Annotated in this window: 20 protein-coding genes; 11 read left to right on the forward strand and 9 right to left on the reverse strand. The window is 72.8% G+C overall.

Features of this window, described 5'->3' with window-relative positions; genetic code table 11:
- Positions 1 to 13: 13 nt before the first annotated feature.
- From hpt to ACFW6A_RS30175, 4 genes are all read left to right on the forward strand, one after another.
- Positions 14 to 553, forward strand: a complete 540-nt coding sequence (hpt, locus tag ACFW6A_RS30160; RefSeq protein ID WP_043226634.1) for a hypoxanthine phosphoribosyltransferase — start codon at positions 14 to 16, stop codon at positions 551 to 553.
- A 164-nt stretch (positions 554 to 717) separates the two neighbouring features.
- The gene (gene ftsH, locus ACFW6A_RS30165; RefSeq protein ID WP_351855786.1) at positions 718 to 2,736 is read left to right on the forward strand and encodes an ATP-dependent zinc metalloprotease FtsH; all 2,019 of its coding nucleotides are present in this window, start codon (positions 718 to 720) and stop codon (positions 2,734 to 2,736) included.
- A gap of 101 nt (positions 2,737 to 2,837) precedes the next feature.
- Positions 2,838 to 3,443 (forward strand): GTP cyclohydrolase I FolE, encoded by a 606-nt coding sequence (gene folE / locus ACFW6A_RS30170; RefSeq protein WP_386477325.1) that lies wholly within the window; start codon positions 2,838 to 2,840, stop codon positions 3,441 to 3,443.
- A 37-nt stretch (positions 3,444 to 3,480) separates the two neighbouring features.
- Positions 3,481 to 4,476, forward strand: a complete 996-nt coding sequence (locus tag ACFW6A_RS30175; protein WP_351855781.1) for a hypothetical protein — start codon at positions 3,481 to 3,483, stop codon at positions 4,474 to 4,476.
- Positions 4,477 to 4,479: 3 nt separating this feature from the next.
- Here ACFW6A_RS30175 and ACFW6A_RS30180 read toward each other — a convergent pair whose 3' ends face one another.
- The 6 genes from ACFW6A_RS30180 to ACFW6A_RS30205 form a co-directional block, all read right to left on the reverse strand.
- Positions 4,480 to 4,959, reverse strand: coding sequence for a DUF3180 domain-containing protein (locus tag ACFW6A_RS30180; protein ID WP_351855778.1), 480 nt, complete (start codon positions 4,957 to 4,959; stop codon positions 4,480 to 4,482).
- A 48-nt stretch (positions 4,960 to 5,007) separates the two neighbouring features.
- Positions 5,008 to 5,607: a 2-amino-4-hydroxy-6-hydroxymethyldihydropteridine diphosphokinase gene (gene folK / locus ACFW6A_RS30185; RefSeq protein ID WP_351855776.1), complete on the reverse strand. Its 600-nt coding sequence runs from the start codon at positions 5,605 to 5,607 to the stop codon at positions 5,008 to 5,010.
- On the reverse strand, positions 5,604 to 5,963 hold the full coding sequence (gene folB, locus ACFW6A_RS30190; RefSeq protein ID WP_030495863.1) for a dihydroneopterin aldolase: 360 nt from the start codon (positions 5,961 to 5,963) through the stop codon (positions 5,604 to 5,606). The genes folK and folB overlap by 4 nt, the downstream gene beginning before the upstream one ends.
- 111 nt (positions 5,964 to 6,074) lie before the next feature.
- Positions 6,075 to 6,599, reverse strand: coding sequence for a nuclear transport factor 2 family protein (locus ACFW6A_RS30195; RefSeq protein ID WP_351855772.1), 525 nt, complete (start codon positions 6,597 to 6,599; stop codon positions 6,075 to 6,077).
- On the reverse strand, positions 6,596 to 7,459 hold the full coding sequence (folP, locus tag ACFW6A_RS30200) for a dihydropteroate synthase (RefSeq protein ID WP_351855769.1): 864 nt from the start codon (positions 7,457 to 7,459) through the stop codon (positions 6,596 to 6,598). The genes ACFW6A_RS30195 and folP overlap by 4 nt, the downstream gene beginning before the upstream one ends.
- A gap of 37 nt (positions 7,460 to 7,496) precedes the next feature.
- Positions 7,497 to 9,344 (reverse strand): phosphatidylglycerol lysyltransferase domain-containing protein, encoded by a 1,848-nt coding sequence (locus ACFW6A_RS30205; protein WP_351855767.1) that lies wholly within the window; start codon positions 9,342 to 9,344, stop codon positions 7,497 to 7,499.
- 161 nt (positions 9,345 to 9,505) lie between these two features.
- Between ACFW6A_RS30205 and ACFW6A_RS30210 the strand changes: the two genes are divergently transcribed.
- Positions 9,506 to 10,618 carry an alpha/beta hydrolase-fold protein gene (locus ACFW6A_RS30210; protein WP_351855764.1) on the forward strand — a complete coding sequence of 371 codons (1,113 nt, stop codon included), beginning with the start codon at positions 9,506 to 9,508 and terminating at the stop codon, positions 10,616 to 10,618.
- Between the two features lies 1 nt (position 10,619).
- Here ACFW6A_RS30210 and ACFW6A_RS30215 read toward each other — a convergent pair whose 3' ends face one another.
- The gene (locus tag ACFW6A_RS30215) at positions 10,620 to 11,579 is read right to left on the reverse strand and encodes an ATP-binding cassette domain-containing protein (protein ID WP_351855762.1); all 960 of its coding nucleotides are present in this window, start codon (positions 11,577 to 11,579) and stop codon (positions 10,620 to 10,622) included.
- A gap of 160 nt (positions 11,580 to 11,739) precedes the next feature.
- Here ACFW6A_RS30215 and ACFW6A_RS30220 point away from each other — a divergent pair, with 160 nt between their 5' ends.
- From ACFW6A_RS30220 to ACFW6A_RS30240, 5 genes are all read left to right on the forward strand, one after another.
- Positions 11,740 to 12,426: an ABC transporter permease gene (locus ACFW6A_RS30220; RefSeq protein WP_351855760.1), complete on the forward strand. Its 687-nt coding sequence runs from the start codon at positions 11,740 to 11,742 to the stop codon at positions 12,424 to 12,426.
- Position 12,427: 1 nt separating this feature from the next.
- On the forward strand, positions 12,428 to 13,096 hold the full coding sequence (locus tag ACFW6A_RS30225) for an ABC transporter permease (RefSeq protein ID WP_351855757.1): 669 nt from the start codon (positions 12,428 to 12,430) through the stop codon (positions 13,094 to 13,096).
- Between the two features lie 34 nt (positions 13,097 to 13,130).
- Positions 13,131 to 14,105 carry an ABC transporter substrate-binding protein gene (locus ACFW6A_RS30230; RefSeq protein ID WP_351855756.1) on the forward strand — a complete coding sequence of 325 codons (975 nt, stop codon included), beginning with the start codon at positions 13,131 to 13,133 and terminating at the stop codon, positions 14,103 to 14,105.
- 130 nt (positions 14,106 to 14,235) lie between these two features.
- Positions 14,236 to 15,393 (forward strand): hypothetical protein, encoded by a 1,158-nt coding sequence (locus ACFW6A_RS30235; protein WP_386644357.1) that lies wholly within the window; start codon positions 14,236 to 14,238, stop codon positions 15,391 to 15,393.
- On the forward strand, positions 15,390 to 15,875 hold the full coding sequence (locus ACFW6A_RS30240) for a GNAT family N-acetyltransferase (RefSeq protein WP_351851688.1): 486 nt from the start codon (positions 15,390 to 15,392) through the stop codon (positions 15,873 to 15,875). The genes ACFW6A_RS30235 and ACFW6A_RS30240 overlap by 4 nt, the downstream gene beginning before the upstream one ends.
- Before the next feature lie 30 nt (positions 15,876 to 15,905).
- Here ACFW6A_RS30240 and ACFW6A_RS30245 read toward each other — a convergent pair whose 3' ends face one another.
- Together ACFW6A_RS30245 and ACFW6A_RS30250 are read right to left on the reverse strand one after the other, a co-directional pair.
- Entirely contained in the window at positions 15,906 to 17,048 is a 1,143-nt protein-coding gene (locus ACFW6A_RS30245) for an NADH-quinone oxidoreductase subunit D (protein WP_351851685.1), read from the reverse strand.
- Between the two features lie 73 nt (positions 17,049 to 17,121).
- Positions 17,122 to 18,123, reverse strand: coding sequence for an SAM-dependent methyltransferase (locus ACFW6A_RS30250; protein ID WP_386477298.1), 1,002 nt, complete (start codon positions 18,121 to 18,123; stop codon positions 17,122 to 17,124).
- Between the two features lie 96 nt (positions 18,124 to 18,219).
- Between ACFW6A_RS30250 and ACFW6A_RS30255 the strand changes: the two genes are divergently transcribed.
- Positions 18,220 to 19,419 carry a sensor histidine kinase gene (locus tag ACFW6A_RS30255; RefSeq protein ID WP_351851683.1) on the forward strand — a complete coding sequence of 400 codons (1,200 nt, stop codon included), beginning with the start codon at positions 18,220 to 18,222 and terminating at the stop codon, positions 19,417 to 19,419.
- Positions 19,420 to 19,436: the final 17 nt, after the last annotated feature.

Genomic DNA, 19,436 nt, shown 5'->3' on the forward strand with positions numbered 1-19,436 from the left:
GAACGAGAAGGACATGGGCACCGACCTCCAGTCGGTGCTCATCACCAAGCAAGAGATCGACGCCAAGCTCGCCGAGCTGGCCGCGAAGATCGACGCGGAATACGCGGGCAAGGACCTGCTCATCGTCGGAGTCCTCAAGGGCGCCGTGATGGTGATGGCGGACCTGGCACGCGCCCTGTCCACCCCCGTCACCATGGACTGGATGGCCGTCTCCTCCTACGGCGCCGGCACCCAGTCCTCGGGCGTCGTCCGCATCCTCAAGGACCTCGACACCGACATCAAGGGCAAGCACGTCCTGATCGTCGAGGACATCATCGACTCCGGCCTGACGCTGTCCTGGCTCCTGTCGAACCTCGGCTCGCGCGAGCCCGCCTCCCTGGAGGTCTGCACCCTGCTGCGCAAGCCCGAGGCCGCCAAGGTCGCCATCGACGTCAAGTGGATCGGCTTCGACATCCCCAACGAGTTCGTCGTCGGCTACGGCCTCGACTACGCCGAGAAGTACCGGAACCTTCCGTTCGTCGGCACGCTCGCCCCGCACGTCTACGGCGGCTGATCCGCCCCCCCTCGCGGGGAACCCGCACCGCCTTCCCTCCGTTGAACCACGGGAAGGCGGTCGCGGGCGACGATGCTGAGGTACCGTCCGAAGAACAGCTTTTTCTCATACAGCGGCATTTACCTACGGGCAGGAGGGACGGGGCGATTTCTCGCCCCGTATGGATGGACGTGAAGCGATACTTCCGTGGGCCGGTCATGTGGATCGTGCTGGCCGTCCTCGCCGTGGTCGTGCTGATGCAGGTCGTCGGCTCGTCCGAGGGCTACAAGACGGTGGACACCGGCAAGGTCGTCCAGGCGATCGACAAGAACCAGGTCAAGCAGGCAAAGATCACCACCGGTGACGAGCAGATCGTCAAGATCGAGCTCACCGGCGACACGAAGATCGACGGCAGCGGCAAGGTCCAGGCCAGCTACATCGGCACCCAGGGCGCCGACCTCGCCGACAAGCTCCAGGAGAAGTTCGAGGCCGGGCAGATCGAGAAGGGCTACACCGTCTCCCCGACGAAGCAGTCGCCCTTCGTCTCGATCCTGCTCTCGCTCCTCCCCTTCGTCCTCATCGTGGTCGTCTTCCTCTTCCTGATGAACCAGATGCAGGGCGGCGGCAGCCGCGTCATGAACTTCGGCAAGTCCAAGGCCAAGCTCATCACCAAGGACACGCCCAAGACCACCTTCGCCGACGTCGCCGGCTCGGACGAGGCCGTCGAGGAACTCCACGAGATCAAGGAGTTCCTCCAGGAGCCCGCGAAGTTCCAGGCCGTCGGCGCCAAGATCCCCAAGGGCGTCCTCCTCTACGGCCCGCCCGGAACCGGCAAGACGCTCCTCGCGCGCGCCGTCGCCGGCGAGGCCGGAGTGCCCTTCTACTCGATCTCCGGCTCCGACTTCGTCGAGATGTTCGTCGGCGTCGGCGCCAGCCGCGTCCGCGACCTCTTCGAGCAGGCCAAGGCCAACGCCCCGGCCATCGTCTTCGTCGACGAGATCGACGCGGTCGGCCGCCACCGCGGCGCCGGCCTCGGCGGCGGACACGACGAGCGCGAGCAGACCCTCAACCAGCTGCTCGTCGAGATGGACGGCTTCGACGTGAAGGGCGGCGTCATCCTGATCGCCGCCACGAACCGCCCCGACATCCTCGACCCCGCCCTCCTGCGCCCGGGCCGCTTCGACCGGCAGATCGCCGTCGACCGCCCCGACATGCAGGGCCGCCTGGAGATCCTCAAGGTCCACCAGAAGGGCAAGCCGGTCGCCCCGGACGTCGACCTCGGCGCCGTCGCCCGCCGCACCCCCGGCTTCACCGGTGCCGATCTCTCCAACGTCCTCAACGAAGCGGCGCTCCTCACCGCCCGTTCGGACCAGAAGCTGATCGACAACAAGGCGCTCGACGAGGCGATCGACCGCGTGGTCGCGGGCCCGCAGAAGCGGACCCGGATCATGTCGGACAAGGAGAAGAAGATCACCGCCTACCACGAGGGCGGCCACGCCCTGGTCGCGGCGGCCTCTCCCAACGCCGACCCCGTCCACAAGATCACCATCCTGTCCCGCGGCCGCGCCCTGGGCTACACGATGGTCCTCCCGGACGAGGACAAGTACTCCACCACGCGCAACGAGATGCTCGACCAGCTCGCGTACATGCTGGGCGGCCGCGCCGCGGAGGAGCTCGTCTTCCACGACCCGACCACCGGCGCCGCGAACGACATCGAGAAGGCCACCGCCACCGCCCGCGCGATGGTCACGCAGTACGGCATGACCGAGCGGCTCGGCGCCATCAAGTTCGGCGGCGACAACACCGAGCCCTTCCTCGGCCGCGAGATGTCCCACCAGCGCGACTACTCGGAAGAGGTCGCCGCGCTGGTCGACGAAGAGGTCAAGAAGCTCATCGAGACCGCGCACAACGAGGCGTGGGAGATCCTGGTCGAGAACCGCGACGTCCTCGACAACCTGGTCCTGGCCCTCCTGGAGAAGGAGACCCTGGGCAAGGAGGAGATCGCCGAGATCTTCGCCCCGATCGTCAAGCGCCCGGCCCGTCCGGCCTGGACCGGCTCGTCCCGCCGCACCCCGTCCACGCGTCCGCCGGTCCTCTCCCCCAAGGAGCTGGCCCTGACGAACAGCGCGAACGGCACGGCGGCCCCGGTGGTCGACACCACCAAGGGCCTCGACATCGCCCCCGAGGACACCCCGGAGCCCTGAGCCCCGGCCCCCGGAATGGAAGCCGCGCCCCCACAGGTTCTAGCCTGTGGGGGCGCGGCCTTTTTTCGCGCCATGTCAGGACCAGACGGAACGAGGCACAGATGACCGACCCGGTGACGCTGGACGGCGAGGGCAGGATCGGCGAGTTCGACGAGAAGCGCGCCGAGAACGCCGTGCGAGAGCTCCTCATCGCGGTCGGCGAGGACCCGGACCGCGAGGGTTTGCAGCAGACCCCTGCGCGCGTTGCACGGGCGTACAGGGAACTCCTGTCAGGGATGCGACAGGAGCCTGAGGATGTCCTGACCACGACTTTTGACCTCGGTCACGACGAGATGGTCCTCGTGAAGGACATCGAACTCGTAAGCTTCTGTGAACATCACCTTCTCCCGTTCCACGGCGTGGCCCATGTGGGCTACATCCCGGCGGAGAGCGGAAAGATCACGGGCCTGTCGAAGCTGGCCCGTCTGGTCGACGTCTACGCACGTCGGCCGCAGGTGCAGGAACGTCTCACCACTCAGGTGGCGGACTCGCTGATGCGCATTCTCGAAGCGCGCGGAGCGATCGTCGTCATTGAGGCCGAGCACATGTGCATGTCGGTGCGGGGCATTCGCAAGCCGGGTGCGAAGACGACGACCTCGGCGGTGCGCGGGCAACTGCGCGACGCTACCACCAGGGCCGAGGCCATGTCCCTGATTCTGGCACGTTAGGGGCGAACCGCCCGCCGGGCTCCCTACCGTCCCCGGTATGGGATACGGCCTTGCGAGCAAGATGCTCGTCAATCTGGTCGGAGGCTGCGTTCAGGCGAAGAACGTGGCCTCCGGCGACATCATGTGGACGCTGGACGGCGATCGGACGGTGCAGACCACCGTCACCGACGTGACCGCCGCCAAGGCACGGCACGCCGTCGAGGTGGTCACCGACCAGATGACCTTCCTTGCCAGCCCGGACCTGTTGCTGCTCACCCCGGATGGGTGGACGCATGCGGCGGACGCGGTGGGAACGACGGTCGCGTGGACGCCTGCGCGGAAGCTGCGCCGGCAACGGCTGACGATCTGGCCGGGGTACGAGTTTGGCTACTTCCTGGGCGCCACGTGCGCCGATGGGACAGTCGGCAAGAACTATGTGTCGCTGGTCGTGAACGAGGAGGCATTCGCGACGCGCTACGCGGCCGCGCTGACGGCCTGTACGGGGCTTCCTGCGCGGCTGGAGCCGGTGACCCGCCCGTCTGGCTACCTCAAGCGCGGCCTGCCCGGCTTCCGGGTGCGGGTGGTGTCTTCGTACCTCTCGGACGCGCTGCGGCACTACGTGGGCGGAGACGCCCATCATATGCGGCAGCGGTTCCCTCGGGTCGTCCTGCGCGACATCGATACCTTCGAGGGGTTCCTGGACGGATACGTCGAAGGAGACGGCTTCCGCCGCAAGGACTGGGACGCACGCGTGATCGCGAGCGCCAACACGCCCTTCCTGGCCGAGATCGCTCCGATCATCGGAGCACGGTTCACTCCGAGCTCCAAGGCGAAGCAAGCATCGGCCCTTTGCATCTCCGACCGCTGGCAGTCCCGCGGCACCTTCACCCCCGAGCACCACCCCCTTGACCCGCCCGAGTCCTCCTGGGTCCAGGTCCACGAGGTCCGCCCCCGGCCCGCACTCGGCGCGAAACCCTTCACCTTCTACGGCTTCCGGCTCGCCCCTTACCCCACCTTCCTGGTCAACGGACACCTCGCCCGGGAGGCCTGGTAGGGGTCAGGCGGCGGGGGCGGGGCCCTTGTCGTCGTCCTCGGGGAGCTTGCAGACGCGTTCCAGGAAGAGGGCGGCGGCGATGACGGCGAGGCCGGCCACCACCGCGGCGGCGGCGTAGAGGGCCTGGTCGCGGCGGGCGGGGACGTCGAGGGAGCCGAGGAGGAAGACGCCCACGCCGCCGTAGAGGCCGGCGACGAGGGCGGCGACCAGGGCGCTGGCCTGGCCGAAGACGACCGCGCGGGCGGCCATCAGGGGTTCGACGCCCTTGGCACCGGGGCGGCGCTCGCGCTGGGCCTTGAGGCGGGCCCGGATCGAGAGGGCGGTGGCGGTGAGGACCACCGCGATCACGGCGAGGACGATGGGCGCGGCGAGCGGCACGCTGGGGAGCGTGCCGACCGAGTCCCAGAGGCGGGCGCCGCCCCAGGAGAGGATGCCGGCGACCAGGAAGAGTCCGGCGAGCACCTTGAGCCGCAGTTGTTTCACCGGGTGTCCTTCACGTGGTCGCGGGTGGTCTGCCACGTAGCGTAACGATTACTCGGGGAGACGGAGTTCCAGGTCGGTCCGGGGCGTCACGCCGGCGCGGTCGGCGGCGGCCAGGAGGGCCGCCACCGGGCCGTGGCCGGGGAGCTGGGCGTCGGGGTCCACGTCGTGCCAGGGGGCCAGCACGAAGGCGCGCTGGTGGGCGCGGGGGTGGGGGAGGGTGAGGACGGGGTCGTCGGAGACCGTGTCCGCGTACGTGATGATGTCGACGTCCAGCGTGCGGGCGCCCCAGCGCTCGTCCCGGACCCGCAGGAAGGCCTCCTCGACGGCCTGGGCGCGCTCCAGGAGGGAGGAGGGCGGGAGGGTCGTCTTCACGAGGGCGACGGCGTTGAGGTACGAGGGCTGGCTGTCCGGCTCGACGCCCCAGGGCTCGGTCTCGTAGACGGGGGAGACCGCCTTGACGCGGAGGCCGGGGGTGTCGGCGAGGGCGTCGACGGCTCCCTGGAGGTTCTCCAGGCGGTTGCCGAGGTTGGCGCCGAGGGCGAGGACGGCCCAGCGGGGGTTGGAGAGGGTGGTGTCGGCGGCGTCGACGGCGGCGACGACTGCGGCGGGTACGGGCTGGACGGTGGGGTCGCTCTGGGTCGGCTTCATCGTCGGCTCCGGGTGATCGTGACGGTGACGTCGTCGAAGGGGACGGTGATGGGTGCGTCCGGCTTGTGGACGACCACCTCGACCTCCTGGACGCCCGCGTGGCTGAGGCACTGCTGGGCGATGCGCTCGGCGAGCGTTTCGATCAGGTCCACGGGCTCGCCCTGGACGACGTCGACGACCTCCTCGGCGACGACGCCGTAGTGGACGGTCTTGGTGAGGTCGTCGTCGGCGGCCGCCGGGCGGGTGTCGAGGCCGAGGACCAGGTCCACGATGAAGGTCTGCCCCTCCTCGCGCTCCTTGGGGAAGACGCCGTGGTGACCTCGGGCCTTGAGGCCGCGCAGCGCGACACGATCCACGCGAATCACTCCTGCTGTCGTAGTTGCGGGGGCACGCAGCCGGGTGCGGACGGCCGGGTGTCCTCCGTCGAATCTACCTGCGGGGCCCGACAGCGCTTGCTGTCGGGGCCGTCAGGCGGGGGTTCCGGGCTGGTCGTCGGGGGTCGCGGGGGGCGTGTCGTCGTCGGGTCCGGCGAGGACGGGGGAGGCGTGGTGGGACCAGATCCGCCAGCCCTCGGGGGTGCGGCGGAAGGTGTTGGTGGCGACGACGAGCTGTCCGACGAGGGGGCCCAGTTCGGCGCCGTCCTCGGCGGGGCCGCCGCTGAGGATGTTCTCGGTGCAGGTGACGAGGGCGGTGTCGCCGGTGAGGGAGATCCGTACGTCGGTGAGGAAGAACTGGATGTAGTCGGTGTGCGCCATGATCAGCGCGTACGAGCGGAGCACTTCGCGGCGGCCGGTGAGGACGGGCCAGCCGGGGTGGACGCAGGAGATGTCGGCGGAGCCGTCGTCGAGCCAGAGGTCTTCGAGGCGGTCGAAGTCGCCTTCTTCCATGGCGGTGTAGAAGGCGGTGTTGGCGGCTTCGACGGCGGCCCGGTCGGCGTTCCGGTCGGCGGTCGGGCCGGTGTCGTGGCCGCCGGGCTCGTCGTCGGTGGTCACCGGGCTCCTTCGACGGCGCGGGCGACCCGGACGGCGTCGGCGGTGGCCCGGACCTCGTGGACGCGGACGGCCCAGGCGCCCTCGTGGGCGGCGAGGGCGGAGACGGCGGCGGTGGCGGCGTCGCGTTCGCGGGCGGGCGGCGGGGTGGCGCCGGGCTCGCGGGTGAGGACGTGGCCGAGGAAGCGCTTGCGGGAGGCGGCGACCAGGAGGGGGCGGCCGAGGGCGCGCAGCTCGGGGAGGTGGGCGACGAGGGCGAGGTCGTGGGGGGCGAGCTTGGCGAAGCCGAGGCCGGGGTCGATGACGATCCGCTCGGGGGCGATGCCGCCGTCGACGACGGCCTCCATCCGGGTGCGGAGTTCGGTGACGACCTCGGTGACGACGTCGTCGTAGACGGCGAGGCTGTTCATGTCCTGGCTGAAGCCGCGCCAGTGCATGACCACGAAGGGGACCTCGGCGGCGGCGACGGCGGGGACCATGCCGGGGTCGGCGAGGCCGCCGCTGACGTCGTTGACGAGGGTGGCGCCGGCGGTGACGGCGGCGGTGGCGACGGAGGCCCGCATGGTGTCGACGGAGACGGTGACGCCTTCGGCGGCGAGGCCGCGGACGACGGGGACGACGCGGCGGAGTTCCTCCTCCTCGTCGACGCGGGTGGCGCCGGGTCGGGTGGACTCGCCGCCGACGTCGACGAGGTCGGCGCCCTGGGCGACGAGGTCGAGGCCGTGCTTGACGGCGGCCGTGGTGTCGAACCAGCGGCCGCCGTCGGAGAAGGAGTCCGGGGTCACGTTGACCACGCCCATGACCGCGCAGCGGTCCCACTCGGGGAGGCCGAGGGGGGCGCCCCGGTCGATCGTCGTACTCATACGACCAGCGTAGGGCCCGCCGGGGCCGGGGGCGGTTTCAGGCCGGGCTGGCCTCGTGCTCGCGGCTGCTCCGGGGCGGTACGACGTGGGCGCAGGGGCGGGGGGTCCTGGCGGGTCCGCGGCGGGCGAAGGGGCGGGGCAGGGCGAGGGTGAGGAAGCCTTCGGCCTGCATGGCGGCGAGGCCGATGCGGGGGAGGTCGCGGCCGGTGCGGTAGACGACGAAGCGGGGTTCCCAGCGTGGCTGGAACTTGGCGTTGAACTTGTAGAGGGACTCGATCTGGAACCAGCGGGAGAGGAAGAGGAGGAGGCCGCGCCAGAGGCGGAGGACGGGGCCCGCGCCGATGCGTTCGCCGCGGGCGAGGGTGGAGCGGAACATGGCGAAGTTGAGGGAGACGCGCCGGATGCCGAGGGTGGGGGCGGCCTGGAGGGCGGCGACGATGAGGAGCTCGTTCATGCCGGGGTCGGCGCTCCGGTCGCGGCGCATGAGTTCCAGGGACATGCCGTCGGGGCCCCAGGGGACGAAGTGGATCATGGCTTTGAGGTCGCCGTGGGGGCCGTGGGGGCCGTCGGGGTCGGTCAGGTGGGCGGTCGCTATGACGGCGTCGCCGTCGCCGGGTGCGCCGATGCGGCCGAGGGCCATGGAGAAGCCGCGTTCGGTGTCGGTGCCGCGCCAGTCGGCGGCGGCCCGGCGGACGAGGTCGAGTTCGGTGTCGGAGAGGTCGCGGACGCGGCGTACGCGGGTGGTGTAGCCGCCCCGTTCGATGCGCTTGACCATCTGGCGGACGTTGCGCATGGCGCGGCCGGAGAGGGAGAAGGCGTCGACGTCGATGACGGCCTCGTCGCCGAGTTCGAGGGCGTCGAGGCCGGTCTCGCGGGTCCAGACCTGGCCGCCGGTCTCGGAGCAGCCCATGACGGCGGGGGTCCAGGAGTGGGCGCGGGCCTCGTCCATGAAGCGTTCGATGGCGCCGGGCCAGGCCTCGACGTCGCCGATGGGGTCGCCGCTGGCGAGCATGACGCCGGAGACGACGCGGTAGCAGACGGCGGCCTTGCCGCTGGGGGAGAAGACGACGCCCTTGTCGTGGCGGAGGGCGAAGTGGCCGAGGGAGTCGCGGCCGCCGTGGCGGTCGAGGAGGGCGCGGAGCCGGGCCTCGTCCTCGTCGGTGAGGCGGGCGGCGGGGTGCTCGGGGCGCAGTGCGAGGTAGAGGGTGGTGAGGGCGGTGAGGGTGCCGAGGGCGCCCAGGGAGTAGCCGACGGTCCAGTCGACGCCGTGGGTGTAGGCGACGGGGCCTTCGACGCCGACGAGTCCGAGGAGGACGTGTTCGAGGCGGTCGGTGAGGCTGGGGTCGCCGACGACGCGGCGGGGGTGGGCGCTGACGACGACGAGGCCGAGGGCGAGGGAGCCGGCGCCCATGACGACGAAGTTGGCGAGGGCGCGCCAGCGGCTGCGGGGGTCGGGGAGGGCGGCGAACTGGTCGCGGTGGCGCAGCAGCAGGGCGAGCAGGGCGAGGGAGAGCAGGGAGCCGAGGACGGAGTGGCGCCAGACGAACTGGGCGGCGGCGCCGAGCGGGAGGAGGAGGACGACGGCCCGCCAGGCGCGGCGCTTGTGGCGCTTGAGGCCGTGGGCGACGAGGAGCAGGAGGACGCCGGCGCAGAGGGAGACGGCGGCGGAGAGGGGGCCGAGGGTGCCGGGGAGGACTTCGGCCAGGGCGTGGACGCGGCTGGCGCGGAAGCGGGGGAAGACTCCGGCGGCGATGTCGACGAGTCCGACGAGGGTGCAGGCCGTGCCGATGAGGGCGGGGACGCGTTCCGGTGGGGGGCCGCTGAGAATTCGGCGGATCCGGACCGGAACCGATGATGTTTTGTCCCCATCTACCGTGACAGACATCGCTTCCCGCGCTTCCCGTGCTTCCGTGGTCTTTTTCGGCCCTGTTCGGGGCGTCCCTTAGGACGGGGCTGCGCGGGGGCGGGTTCATTCGGGCACGGGAAATTCTCAGGAAGTCGTCGGGGCGTCCGGGAAGTCGTCACGAGGGAAGGTTCGGACGTCTCATGGGTCTCACCAGTGGTGCGGCGCTCGTCACGGCGGTGGCGGCGGCCGTCGCGCTGTTCTCGGTCACGGTGCTGTTGTGGTCGCGGCTGGCCCGCCGGGGGTGGCGGCCGGTCCTCGGCAGGGTGGGGCTGTTGTTCGCGACGCAGCTGGCGCTGTTCGCGGCGGTGGGCCTCGCGGCGAACCGTTCCTTCCTCTTCTACGGTTCCTGGGCGGATCTGTTCGGCCGGGAGCAGGAGATGGGGGTGGTCGTGGACCACGGCGCCGCCTCGGAGGACGTGCGGGTGGTGGGTACGCGCGCGGTGGACGTGCCGGGGGGTGCGCGGCCGTCGGTGGGCGGGCAGATCCAGCAGGTGGTGGTGCGGGGTGCCCGGTCGGGGATCACTTCGCCGGCCTTCGTCTACCTGCCGCCGGAGTACTTCCAGGAGCGGTACGCGAAGCGGTCGTTCCCGGCGGCGGTGGTGCTGACGGGGTATCCGGGCACGGCGGAGAACCTGATCAAGGGGCTGAAGTACCCGAGGACGGCGGCGCTCCAGGCCAGGGAGGGGCGGATGCAGCCGATGGTGCTGGTGATGCTGCGGCCGACGGTGGCGCCGCCGAGGGACACCGAGTGCGTGGACGTGCCGGGCGGTCCGCGGACGGAGACCTTCTTCGCCGAGGACCTGCCGCGGGCGGTGTCGGAGACGTACCGGGTGGGGACGGAGCCGCGGAACTGGGGGGTCATGGGGAACTCGACGGGTGGCTACTGCGCCCTGAAGATCGCGCTGCACCACCCGGACCGGTTCGTGGCGGGGGCGGGCTTCTCGGCGTACTACCGGGCGGCGGAGGACGTGACGACCGGTGACCTCTTCCACGGGGACCGGGAGCTGCGGCGCCGGGCCGACCTGCTGTGGAGCCTGGACCACCGTCCGCAGCCGGCCTCCTCGTTCCTGGTGACGACGTCGAGGTCCGGGGAGGGGAACCTGAAGGGGACGCGGGAGTTCATCGCCAAGGTGAAGAGGCCGGCGCGGGTCTCCTCGATCACGCTGGAGAGCGGCGGCCACAACTTCACCACGTGGAACCGCGAGATCCCGCCCGGCCTGGTGTGGATGAGCGGGAAGCTGCGGGCGGACTGAGTTACGTGGCGCTGCGGCGCAGGGCGCGGTGGACCCCGGCGGGGGTGAGGGTGCCGAGCGGGCGGCCGTCGGCGCCGGTGACGGTCAGCCGGCCGGAGTCGTCCTGGAGGAGCAGGGCGAGCGCGTCCTTGAGGCTGCCGCCGAGGGGGACGGAGCCGGACGCGGCGGCGGGGGCGCCGTCCGGCAGCGGGTCGAGGTCCTCGGCCGTGACGGGGGTGACGGCCAGGCGTTTGAGGGCGCGGTCGCCGCCGACGAAGTCGGCGACGTAGGGGGTGGCGGGGGAGGCGAGGACGGTGGCGGGGGCGTCGAACTGCTCGATGCGGCCCTGTCCGTAGACGGCCATGCGGTCGCCCATCCGGACGGCCTCCTCGATGTCGTGGGTGACGAGGAGGACGGTCTTGCGGACGGTGGCCTGGAGGGCGAGGAACTCGTTCTGGAGCCGCTCGCGGACGACCGGGTCGACGGCGCCGAAGGGCTCGTCCATGAGGAGGACCGGCGGGTCGGCGGCGAGTGCGCGGGCCACGCCGACGCGCTGGCGCTGTCCGCCGGAGAGCTGGGCGGGGTAGCGGGGGCCGTGGACGGCGGGGTCGAGGCCGACGAGTTCGAGGAGTTCGGCGGCGCGCGCGCGTGCGGCGGCCTTCTTCCAGCCGAGCAGGGCGGGGACGGTCGCGGTGTTGTCGAGGACCGTGCGGTGGGGGAAGAGCCCGACCTGCTGGATGACGTAGCCGATCTTGCGGCGCAGGGCGACCGGGTCCACTCCGGCGACGTCGCGGCCGTCGACGAGGACGCGGCCGGAGCTCGGCTCGACCAGCCGGTTCACCATCATCATCGTGGTCGTCTTGCCGCAGCCCGAGGGGCCGACGAGCGTGACGAGCTCGCCCTCGGCGACCTCGAAGGAGAGGTCGTCGACCGCGGTGGTGCCGTCCGGATAGCGCTTGGTCACCTGTTCGAACCGGATCATGGGCCCATTCTGGCCCCTCGTCACCGGGCATGTGTGAAGACGGTGTTGCGGCGAGGTGGCGGATCGGCGGCACGGGCCTCGGACCGGCCCCGTTGTCGGTGGCGGACGCTAGGGTCGCCATACACACGTTCTAACGGCGGCTGCCTGGGGGGAGGTCCGGATGAGCGCGCCGAACTGCCTGGTCGGCAACGACTGGATCTGCGGGGAGTACCTGCGCACCCGCCGCGAGGAGCTGACCGACGCCCTGGTCCAGCACATCGGCCTCACCGCCGCCTCGGTGGCGATCGCGCTGCTCGTCGCCGTGCCGCTGGCCCTCCTCGTGCGGGCCAGGCCGCGCCTGGCCGCCCCGGTCCTCGGGCTGACCACCCTGCTCTACACGGTGCCGTCGCTCGCCATGTTCTCGCTGCTGCTGCCCGTCTTCGGGCTCTCCTCCGCGCTCGTCGTCACCGGCCTGGTGCTCTACGCGCTGACGATCCTGGTGCGCAACGCCCTGGCCGGCCTCGAAGCCGTCCCGGCGGAGACCCGGGAGGCCGCGCGCGGCCTCGGCTTCGGCCCCTGGAGGCTGCTCTGGCAGGTCGAACTGCCGCTCGCGCTGCCGGTCCTGATGGCCGGCGTCCGGATGGCCACCGTCTCCACGATCGCGCTCACCACCATCGGCTCGGTCGTCGGCCGTGGCGGCCTCGGCAATCTCATCGAGGACGCCCTGCCCACCTTCTTCAAGGCGCAGGTGCTCGCCGCCTCGGTGCTCTGCGTGCTGCTCGCCGTCGTCGCCGACCTGCTGCTCCTGGGCGTCCAGCGGCTGCTCACGCCCTGGTCCCGGGTCCGGGGCGCGCCGGGGGGTGGGTGAGGTGGGGGTCGTGACGGACGCGTGGACCTGGCTCACCACCGGTGCGCACTGGACCGGCGAGGAGGGCATCGGCGCGCGCCTGGCCGAGCACGTGTACGTGAGCGCGCTGGCGCTGCTGATCGCCGGGGCCCTCGCCCTGCCGCTCGGGCTGTGGCTGGGGCACCTCGGGCGCGGCGGCGCGCTGGCGGTCAACGTGTCGAACGTGGGGCGGGCGGTCCCGGTCTTCGCCGTCCTCGCGCTCTTCATGGTCTCCCCCCTGCGGAACGCGGGATACGTGCCGACCGTGACCGCCCTGGTCCTCTTCGCGGTACCGCCGCTGCTGACCAACGCGTACGTGGGGGTCCGGGAGGTCGACCGGGCGGCCGTCCGGGCGGCCCGGGGCATGGGGATGACGGGCGGGCAGGTCTTCCGCCGGGTGGAACTGCCGCTGGCCGCGCCGGTGGTGACGACCGGGATCCGGTCCGCCGCCGTGCAGGTGGTCGCGACCGCGACCATCGCCGCCATGGTCGGCCAGGGCGGCCTCGGCCGGATCATCACCGCCGGCTTCGCGCTCTACGACACCGCGCAGGTGGTCGCGGGCGCCGCCCTGGTGGCCCTGCTCGCGCTGGTGGTGGAGGGCGTGCTGGTGGGCCTGGACCGGCTGTTCGTGCCCCGGCCGCCCCGGACGTGACGTATGTGGACACCGAGAGCGAAGGACTGAAGTCGTGAAGAGGATCTCGCGCGCCACGGGCGCGCTGTTGGGCGCCGCCGCGCTGGCCGTCTCGCTCACCGCGTGCGGCGGCGACAGCCTGGAGCAGGGCAAGGAGAAGACCGCGCCGGGCTCCGGCGGGGGCAAGGGCTCCCTGGTGGTGGGCGCGGCGGCGTTCACCGAGTCGAAGGTGCTCGCCGAGCTGTACGCGCAGCTGCTGCGCGACACGGGCTACTCGGTCTCGGTCACCACGGTGAAGAACCGTGAGCTGTACGAGCCGGCGCTGGAGAAGGGCGAGATCGACGTCGTGCCGGAATACGCGGCGACGCTCGCGGAATTCCTCAACGCGAAGGTGAACGGCCCGAAGGCGCCCGAGGAGAAGCCGGTCGCCTCCGGTGACGTGAAGGCCACCGTGGACGCGCTGCGGGCGCTCGCGGAACCGCGCGGACTGAAGGTCCTGGAAGCCGGCGGGGCGGTCGACCAGAACGCCTTCGCGGTGTCGAAGGAATTCGCCGCGAAGAACAAGCTGAAGACCCTTTCCGACCTCGGCGCGGCGAAGCTGAAGGTGAAGATCGCGGCGGGCGACGAATGCGCGGTCCGTCCCTTCTGCGCCCCCGGTCTGAAGAAGACGTACGGGATCGACGTGGCGGGCGTCGACCCCAAGGGCGTGGGCACCCCGCAGGCCAAGCAGGCGGTCAAGGACGGGGTGGACCAGCTGGTCCTGACGACCACCACGGACGCCACGGTGGACGGCTTCGGCCTGGTCTTCCTGGAGGACGACAAGCACCTGCAGAACGCCGACAACGTGCTGCCGGTGGTGAACGCGAAGGAGGCCGGGGCGCCCGAGGTCGCCGCCGCCCTCGACAAGATCACCAAGGTGCTGACCACCGCGGATCTCGCCGAACTCAACCGCAAGGTGGACGCCGAGCGGGCGAAGCCCGAGGACGTCGCCGCTGCCTATCTGAAGGAGAAGGGGCTGGTCGGCAAGTAGTCGCCGGAGAGGGGAAGTCGGCCCGAAGCGGAAGCGGAACGCGGTCTCTCCGATTCCGTTGTCGAGAAGTGGCCAAATGATTGCCGGGCCGACCTCCCACGCCTTGCGTACGCACGGTAAATTTCAGGCCATGCCACGTGGACGCCACCGTCATTCCCCGCCTCTGCACAAGCTGATGCCGCCCTCCGCGGTCGCCGGCGCCGCGGTCGTCTGCGCCGCGGCGGCCTGGATCCCCGGGGAACTCGTGGTCGTGCGGCTGCTCGCCGCCGCGGCGGCGGCCGCCGCCGTCACCGGTGCCGTCCTCATGCGCGGCTGGGACCGCAGCGCCGGCCGCCAGGTCGCCGAGCTGAACCGCGCCCGCACCGCCGACCAGTGGAAGGCCGAGGAGCGCCTCGCCGAGCTGGAGGCGGACCTGGAGGAGTCCCGCGCCCTGCGCATCCGCCTGGACGCCAAGCTCCGCGCCAAGCGCGTCGAACTGGCCGGCCTGCGCGGCGAGCACGCCGACCTGCTGCGCCGCTACGCCACCGCCGAGACCGAGCGCGCCAGCGCCCTGGAGGGCCGCCGCGTCCTGGCCCAGGCGACCGCGGGCGACGCCCCCAAGGAGCTGCCCGCCGCCGGGTCGACGCCCACCCCGGAGGCGTACCGCCGCGCCGCCGAGGCCCTGCGCGACCTGCCCCGCAACGCCGCCGCCCAGCGGGCCCGCCGCACCGCCGAGGCGGCCCGCGCGCGCGACCTCGCCGAGCGCGCCGCCGAGCCGGAGGAGCCGCGCGGCCGGCACGCCGCCGAGCAGCACGCCCGCCCGGCGGCCCAGGAGGCCCCGGCGGCCCTCGGCCCGGCCGGGGCCCCCGCGAAGGCGCTGCCCCCGGCCGCCCCGGCCCCGGCGGTCCCCGCGGCCAGCGCGATCGTCCCCTACGCGGCCCGCCGGCCCGTCCAGCGCACCGAGGGCGGCTTCGACTTCTTCGGCACCCAGAAGGCGGCGATCGAGGCCGTCCAGGACACCGACCTCGCCGACGTGGTGGGCGAGGAGGTCCTGGAGGAGGCCCGCGCGGCCGCCGCCCGCCCCGCCCTCGCGCCCGAGGCCCCGGCCCAGGCCGAGGCCCAGGCCCTGACCACGGTGCCGGCCTCGGCCGCCGTCCAGGCCCAGGCTCCGGCCGCCGCCCGGGAGGACGAGCCCGTCGTGGTCCGCCCCTCCGCCAGCGGCCCGATCGGCCAGGTCATCGACCTGACCGCGCACGACGAGACCGAGCAGCTCGACCTCGCCCAGCTGCGCGACGCCGTCAACCAGTGACCCGGGACGTCGGCCTCCTCCTCCCGGAGGAGGCACGGGCCCGCCGCGACGAGCTGATCGCCCTGTGCGCCCAGGCGTTCGGCGGCGCCCCCTGGCACGAGCCGCCGAGCGGCGCCGTACGGACCGTGGACCGGCTCCTCGACTCCGCCGCCCGGCGCCCCGACTTCCGCGCGGCGGCCGCCCTCGGCCCCGACGGCGAACTCCTCGGACTCGCCGCCGGCTGGACCGACACGGCCCTCTCCGGCGCCGCCCCCGCCTTCGAACTCGCCGAACTCGTCGTCGCCCCCGCCCACCAGGGCCGCGGCCTCGGCCGGGCCCTGCACGACGCCCTCCTGGCGTCCCGCCCGGCCGGGCCCGCGCTGCTGATGACCCTCGACGTGCCGGAGCTGACCGACCGGTACGCGCGCTGGGGCTGGACGGTCGTCGACCGCCGCCGCCCCGGCCGGGAGACCCGGGACCACGCCGTGCTGCGTCACCCCTGAGCGCGGCCCGCCCCCGCGCCCTGCCCGTCCCTACTTGTCGATGTCGCCGACGACGAAGAAGAACGACCCCAGGATCGCGACCATGTCCGCGACCAGCGTCCCCGGCAGCAGCTCCACCAGCGCCTGGATGTTGTTGTACGACGCCGAGCGCAGCTTCAGCCGGTACGGCGTCTTCTCGCCCTTCGACACCAGGTAGTAGCCGTTCAGCCCGAGCGGGTTCTCGGTCCAGGCGTACGTGTGGCCCTCCGGGGCCTTCAGCACCTTCGGGAGCCGCTGGTTGACCGGCCCCCGCGGCAGCTCGTCCAGCCGGTCGAGACAGGCGTCCGCCAGCTCCAGGGAGTTGTGCGTCTGCTCCAGCAGGCACTCGAAGCGGGCCAGGCAGTCGCCCTCCTCGCGGACCACCACCCGCAGGGTGTCCCCGAGCTCCCCGTACGCCAGGTACGGCTCGTCGCGCCGCAGGTCGAAGTCGACGCCGGAGGCGCGGGCGATCGGCCCCGACACCCCGAAGGCGTGCACGGTCTCCGGGGCCAGGACGCCGACCCCGCGCGTGCGGGCCCGGAAGATCTCGTTCCCGAGGACCAGCCGGTCGTACACGTCCATCCGCGACCGCACGTCCGCGACCGCCTGCCGGGCCCGGCCGAGCCAGCCCGCCGGCAGGTCCTCCTTGAGGCCGCCGACCCGGTTGAACATGTAGTGCATCCGGCCGCCCGAGACCTCCTCCATCACCGTCTGGAGCTCCTCGCGCTCCCGGAAGGCGTGGAAGACGGGCGTGATGCCGCCCAGCTCCAGCGGGTACGAGCCCAGGAACATCAGGTGGTTGAGGACCCGGTTCAGCTCCGCGAGCAGCGTCCGCAGCCAGACGGCCCGCTCCGGCACCTCCATGCCGAGCATCCGCTCGACGCCCATGACCACGCCCAGCTCGTTGGAGAAGGCGGAGAGCCAGTCGTGGCGGTTGGCCAGCATGACGATCTGGCGGTAGTCGCGCGCCTCGAAGAGCTTCTCGGCGCCGCGGTGCATGTAGCCCACGACCGGCTCGGCGTGCCGGATGACCTCGCCGTCGAGCACCAGCCGCAGCCGCAGCACGCCGTGCGTGGAGGGATGCTGCGGGCCGATGTTCAGCACCATGTCGGTGCTCTCCGCCGCGCCGCCGATGCCGACCGTGGTCTCCGTCATGCCGGACAGTATCCCCCGCCGGGCGCCCCGCCCACGGGCGAGCCCCCGGCCCGTGGAGAACCCGGCCCCGGGGTCACACCCGCTGGCTCAGCCACAGGAAGTCGCCCAGGCCGCCGCGCGCGGTCAGCTCGGCCGCCTCCCCCGCGGCGGCCAGCGCCCGTACGTACGCCGCCGGATCCGTCGAGGCGAGCGCCAGCGGCGGCCGGGCGCCCGACACCCCGAGCCGGCGCAGCGCCTCCCGCTGGGTCGTCAGCTCCGCGGGCCCGCCCGCGCGGACCGCCGCCGCACAGGAGTCCAGGGCCACGTGGGAGGTCAGGTCCCCGGAGCCGTCCGGCACCGGGGCTACCTCGCGGCCCGCCCGGAAGCCGGTCAGGGTGCCGAAGGGCGGCCGGGAGTCCCGCAGGTGCCCGTAGTCCACGGCCACCGCCCGCCCCGCCGCCAGCGAGCCGACCGCCGCCGCCCACGCCTCGTCCCGCGGCCGGCCGATCTCGGCCCGCTCGCCCGGCCCGGACAGCGGCCACCAGCGGGCCAGCCACTCCGCGTCCGGGCCCGTGACCGGGGCGCCCAGCCGCTCCGTGCCGTCGGCGCGGACCTCCACGTACCGGACCGTGCCGTCCTCGTCCGCCTCGGCGACGTCCACCGGCACGTTGTCCAGCCACTCGTTCGCGAAGAGCAGGCCCCGCACCCCCTCCGGCGGCCGGCCGGTCCACTCCACGCGCGCGTCCAGCCCGTCCGGCCGGGCGGCCCGCTCCACCGCGTACGCCCGCACCCGCAGCCCCGCAGGGACCGCCGCGAGCACCCCGGCCGTCAGCTCGCCCCGGCCCGCGCCCACGTCCACCAGCGCGACCTCGTCGACGTCCAGCTCACCGGCCGTCTCCACCAGCAGCCGGGCCACCGCCGCCGCGAAGAGCGGCGAGGCGTGCACCGAGGTCCGGAAGTGGCCGGCCGGGCCCTCGGGGCGCAGGAAGAAGCCCCCGGGGCCGTACAGCGCCCGCTCCGTGGCCTCCTTCCAGCCCCGCCACCGCGCCGCGCCCTCCGGCTCCCGTCCCGTCCCGTCCGTCACGTCATCCGTCACGCGCCCCAGTCTCCACCCCGGGGCGTACGGGTCCCGCCGCAAGGATCGACCGCTCGGTTGATCCCCGGCTCCCGCCCTTTCCCTACTCTGGGTTACGTGCAGCGCCTCTACGACTTCCTCCGCGGACACCCGACGGGCGTCGACGTCTTCTGGGCCGTCGTCCTCCTCGGGTTCTCCGCGCTGTGGATCGGGTCGATGCCGGCCCTCGACCCCGCCGTCGGCTACGGGGCGGTCGCCACGCTCTTCTCCGTGGTCGTCGCCCTGCGGCGGAAGGCCCCGGAGAAGATGCTGGTCCTGGCCGTCGCCCTCGGCGTCGTCCAGCTGGTCCTCGACATCGAGACCTTCATGGCGGACTTCGCCATGCTGGTCATCGTCTTCACCGTCGCCGCCCACGACGGCCCCCGCTGGGCCTCCCGGCTCGCCCTCGTCGGCGGGCTCTGCGCTGCCCCGCTCTCCCAGCTGAGATGGCCGCTGGAGGAGACCGTCTCGGTGCCCGCCCGGGTCTTCTTCACGGTGATCATGGCCGTGCCGTTCGCGCTGGCCTGGGTGCTCGGCGACTCGCTGCGCACCCGCCGCGCCTACTTCGCCCAGCTGGAGGAGAAGGCCGCCCGCCTGGAGCGGGAGCGGGAGGCGCAGGCCAAGGTCGCGGTGGCCGCCGAGCGGGCCCGGATCGCCCGCGAGCTCCACGACGTCGTCGCGCACAACGTCTCCGTGATGGTCGTGCAGGCCGACGGCGCCGCCTACGTCATGGACGCCTCCCCGGAGACCGCCAAGCAGGCCCTGGAGACCATCTCCACCACCGGCCGGCAGGCGCTCGCCGAGATGCGCCGGCTGCTCGGCATCCTGCGCACCGGCGAGCACCAGGAGGCGGGGGAGTACGTGCCGCAGCCCGACGTGGAGCAGATCGAGGAGCTCGTCGAACAGGTCAGGGGCGCCGGGCTCACCGTCGACCTCGCCGTCGAGGGCACCCCGCGCGCGCTGCCCACCGGCGTCGGCCTGACCGCCTACCGGATCGTCCAGGAAGCCCTCACGAACACCCGCAAGCACGGCGGCCCCGACGCCGGCGCCAGCGTCCGCCTCGTCTACTTCGACGACGGCCTCGGCCTGCTCGTCGAGGACGACGGCCGCGGCGCGCCCCAGGAGATGTACGAGGACGGCGGCGCCGACGGCCGCGGCCACGGCCTCATCGGCATGCGGGAGCGGGTCGGCATGGTCGGCGGCACCCTGGACGCGGGCCCGCGCCCCGGCGGGGGCTTCCGGATCAGCGCCCTGCTGCCGCTCAAGCCCGCACACTGAAAGCCCGAGCCCCGTCC

It is taken from the genome of Streptomyces sp. NPDC058758 (genome assembly GCF_042746075.1).
Taxonomy (GTDB): Bacteria; Actinomycetota; Actinomycetes; order Streptomycetales; family Streptomycetaceae; genus Streptomyces.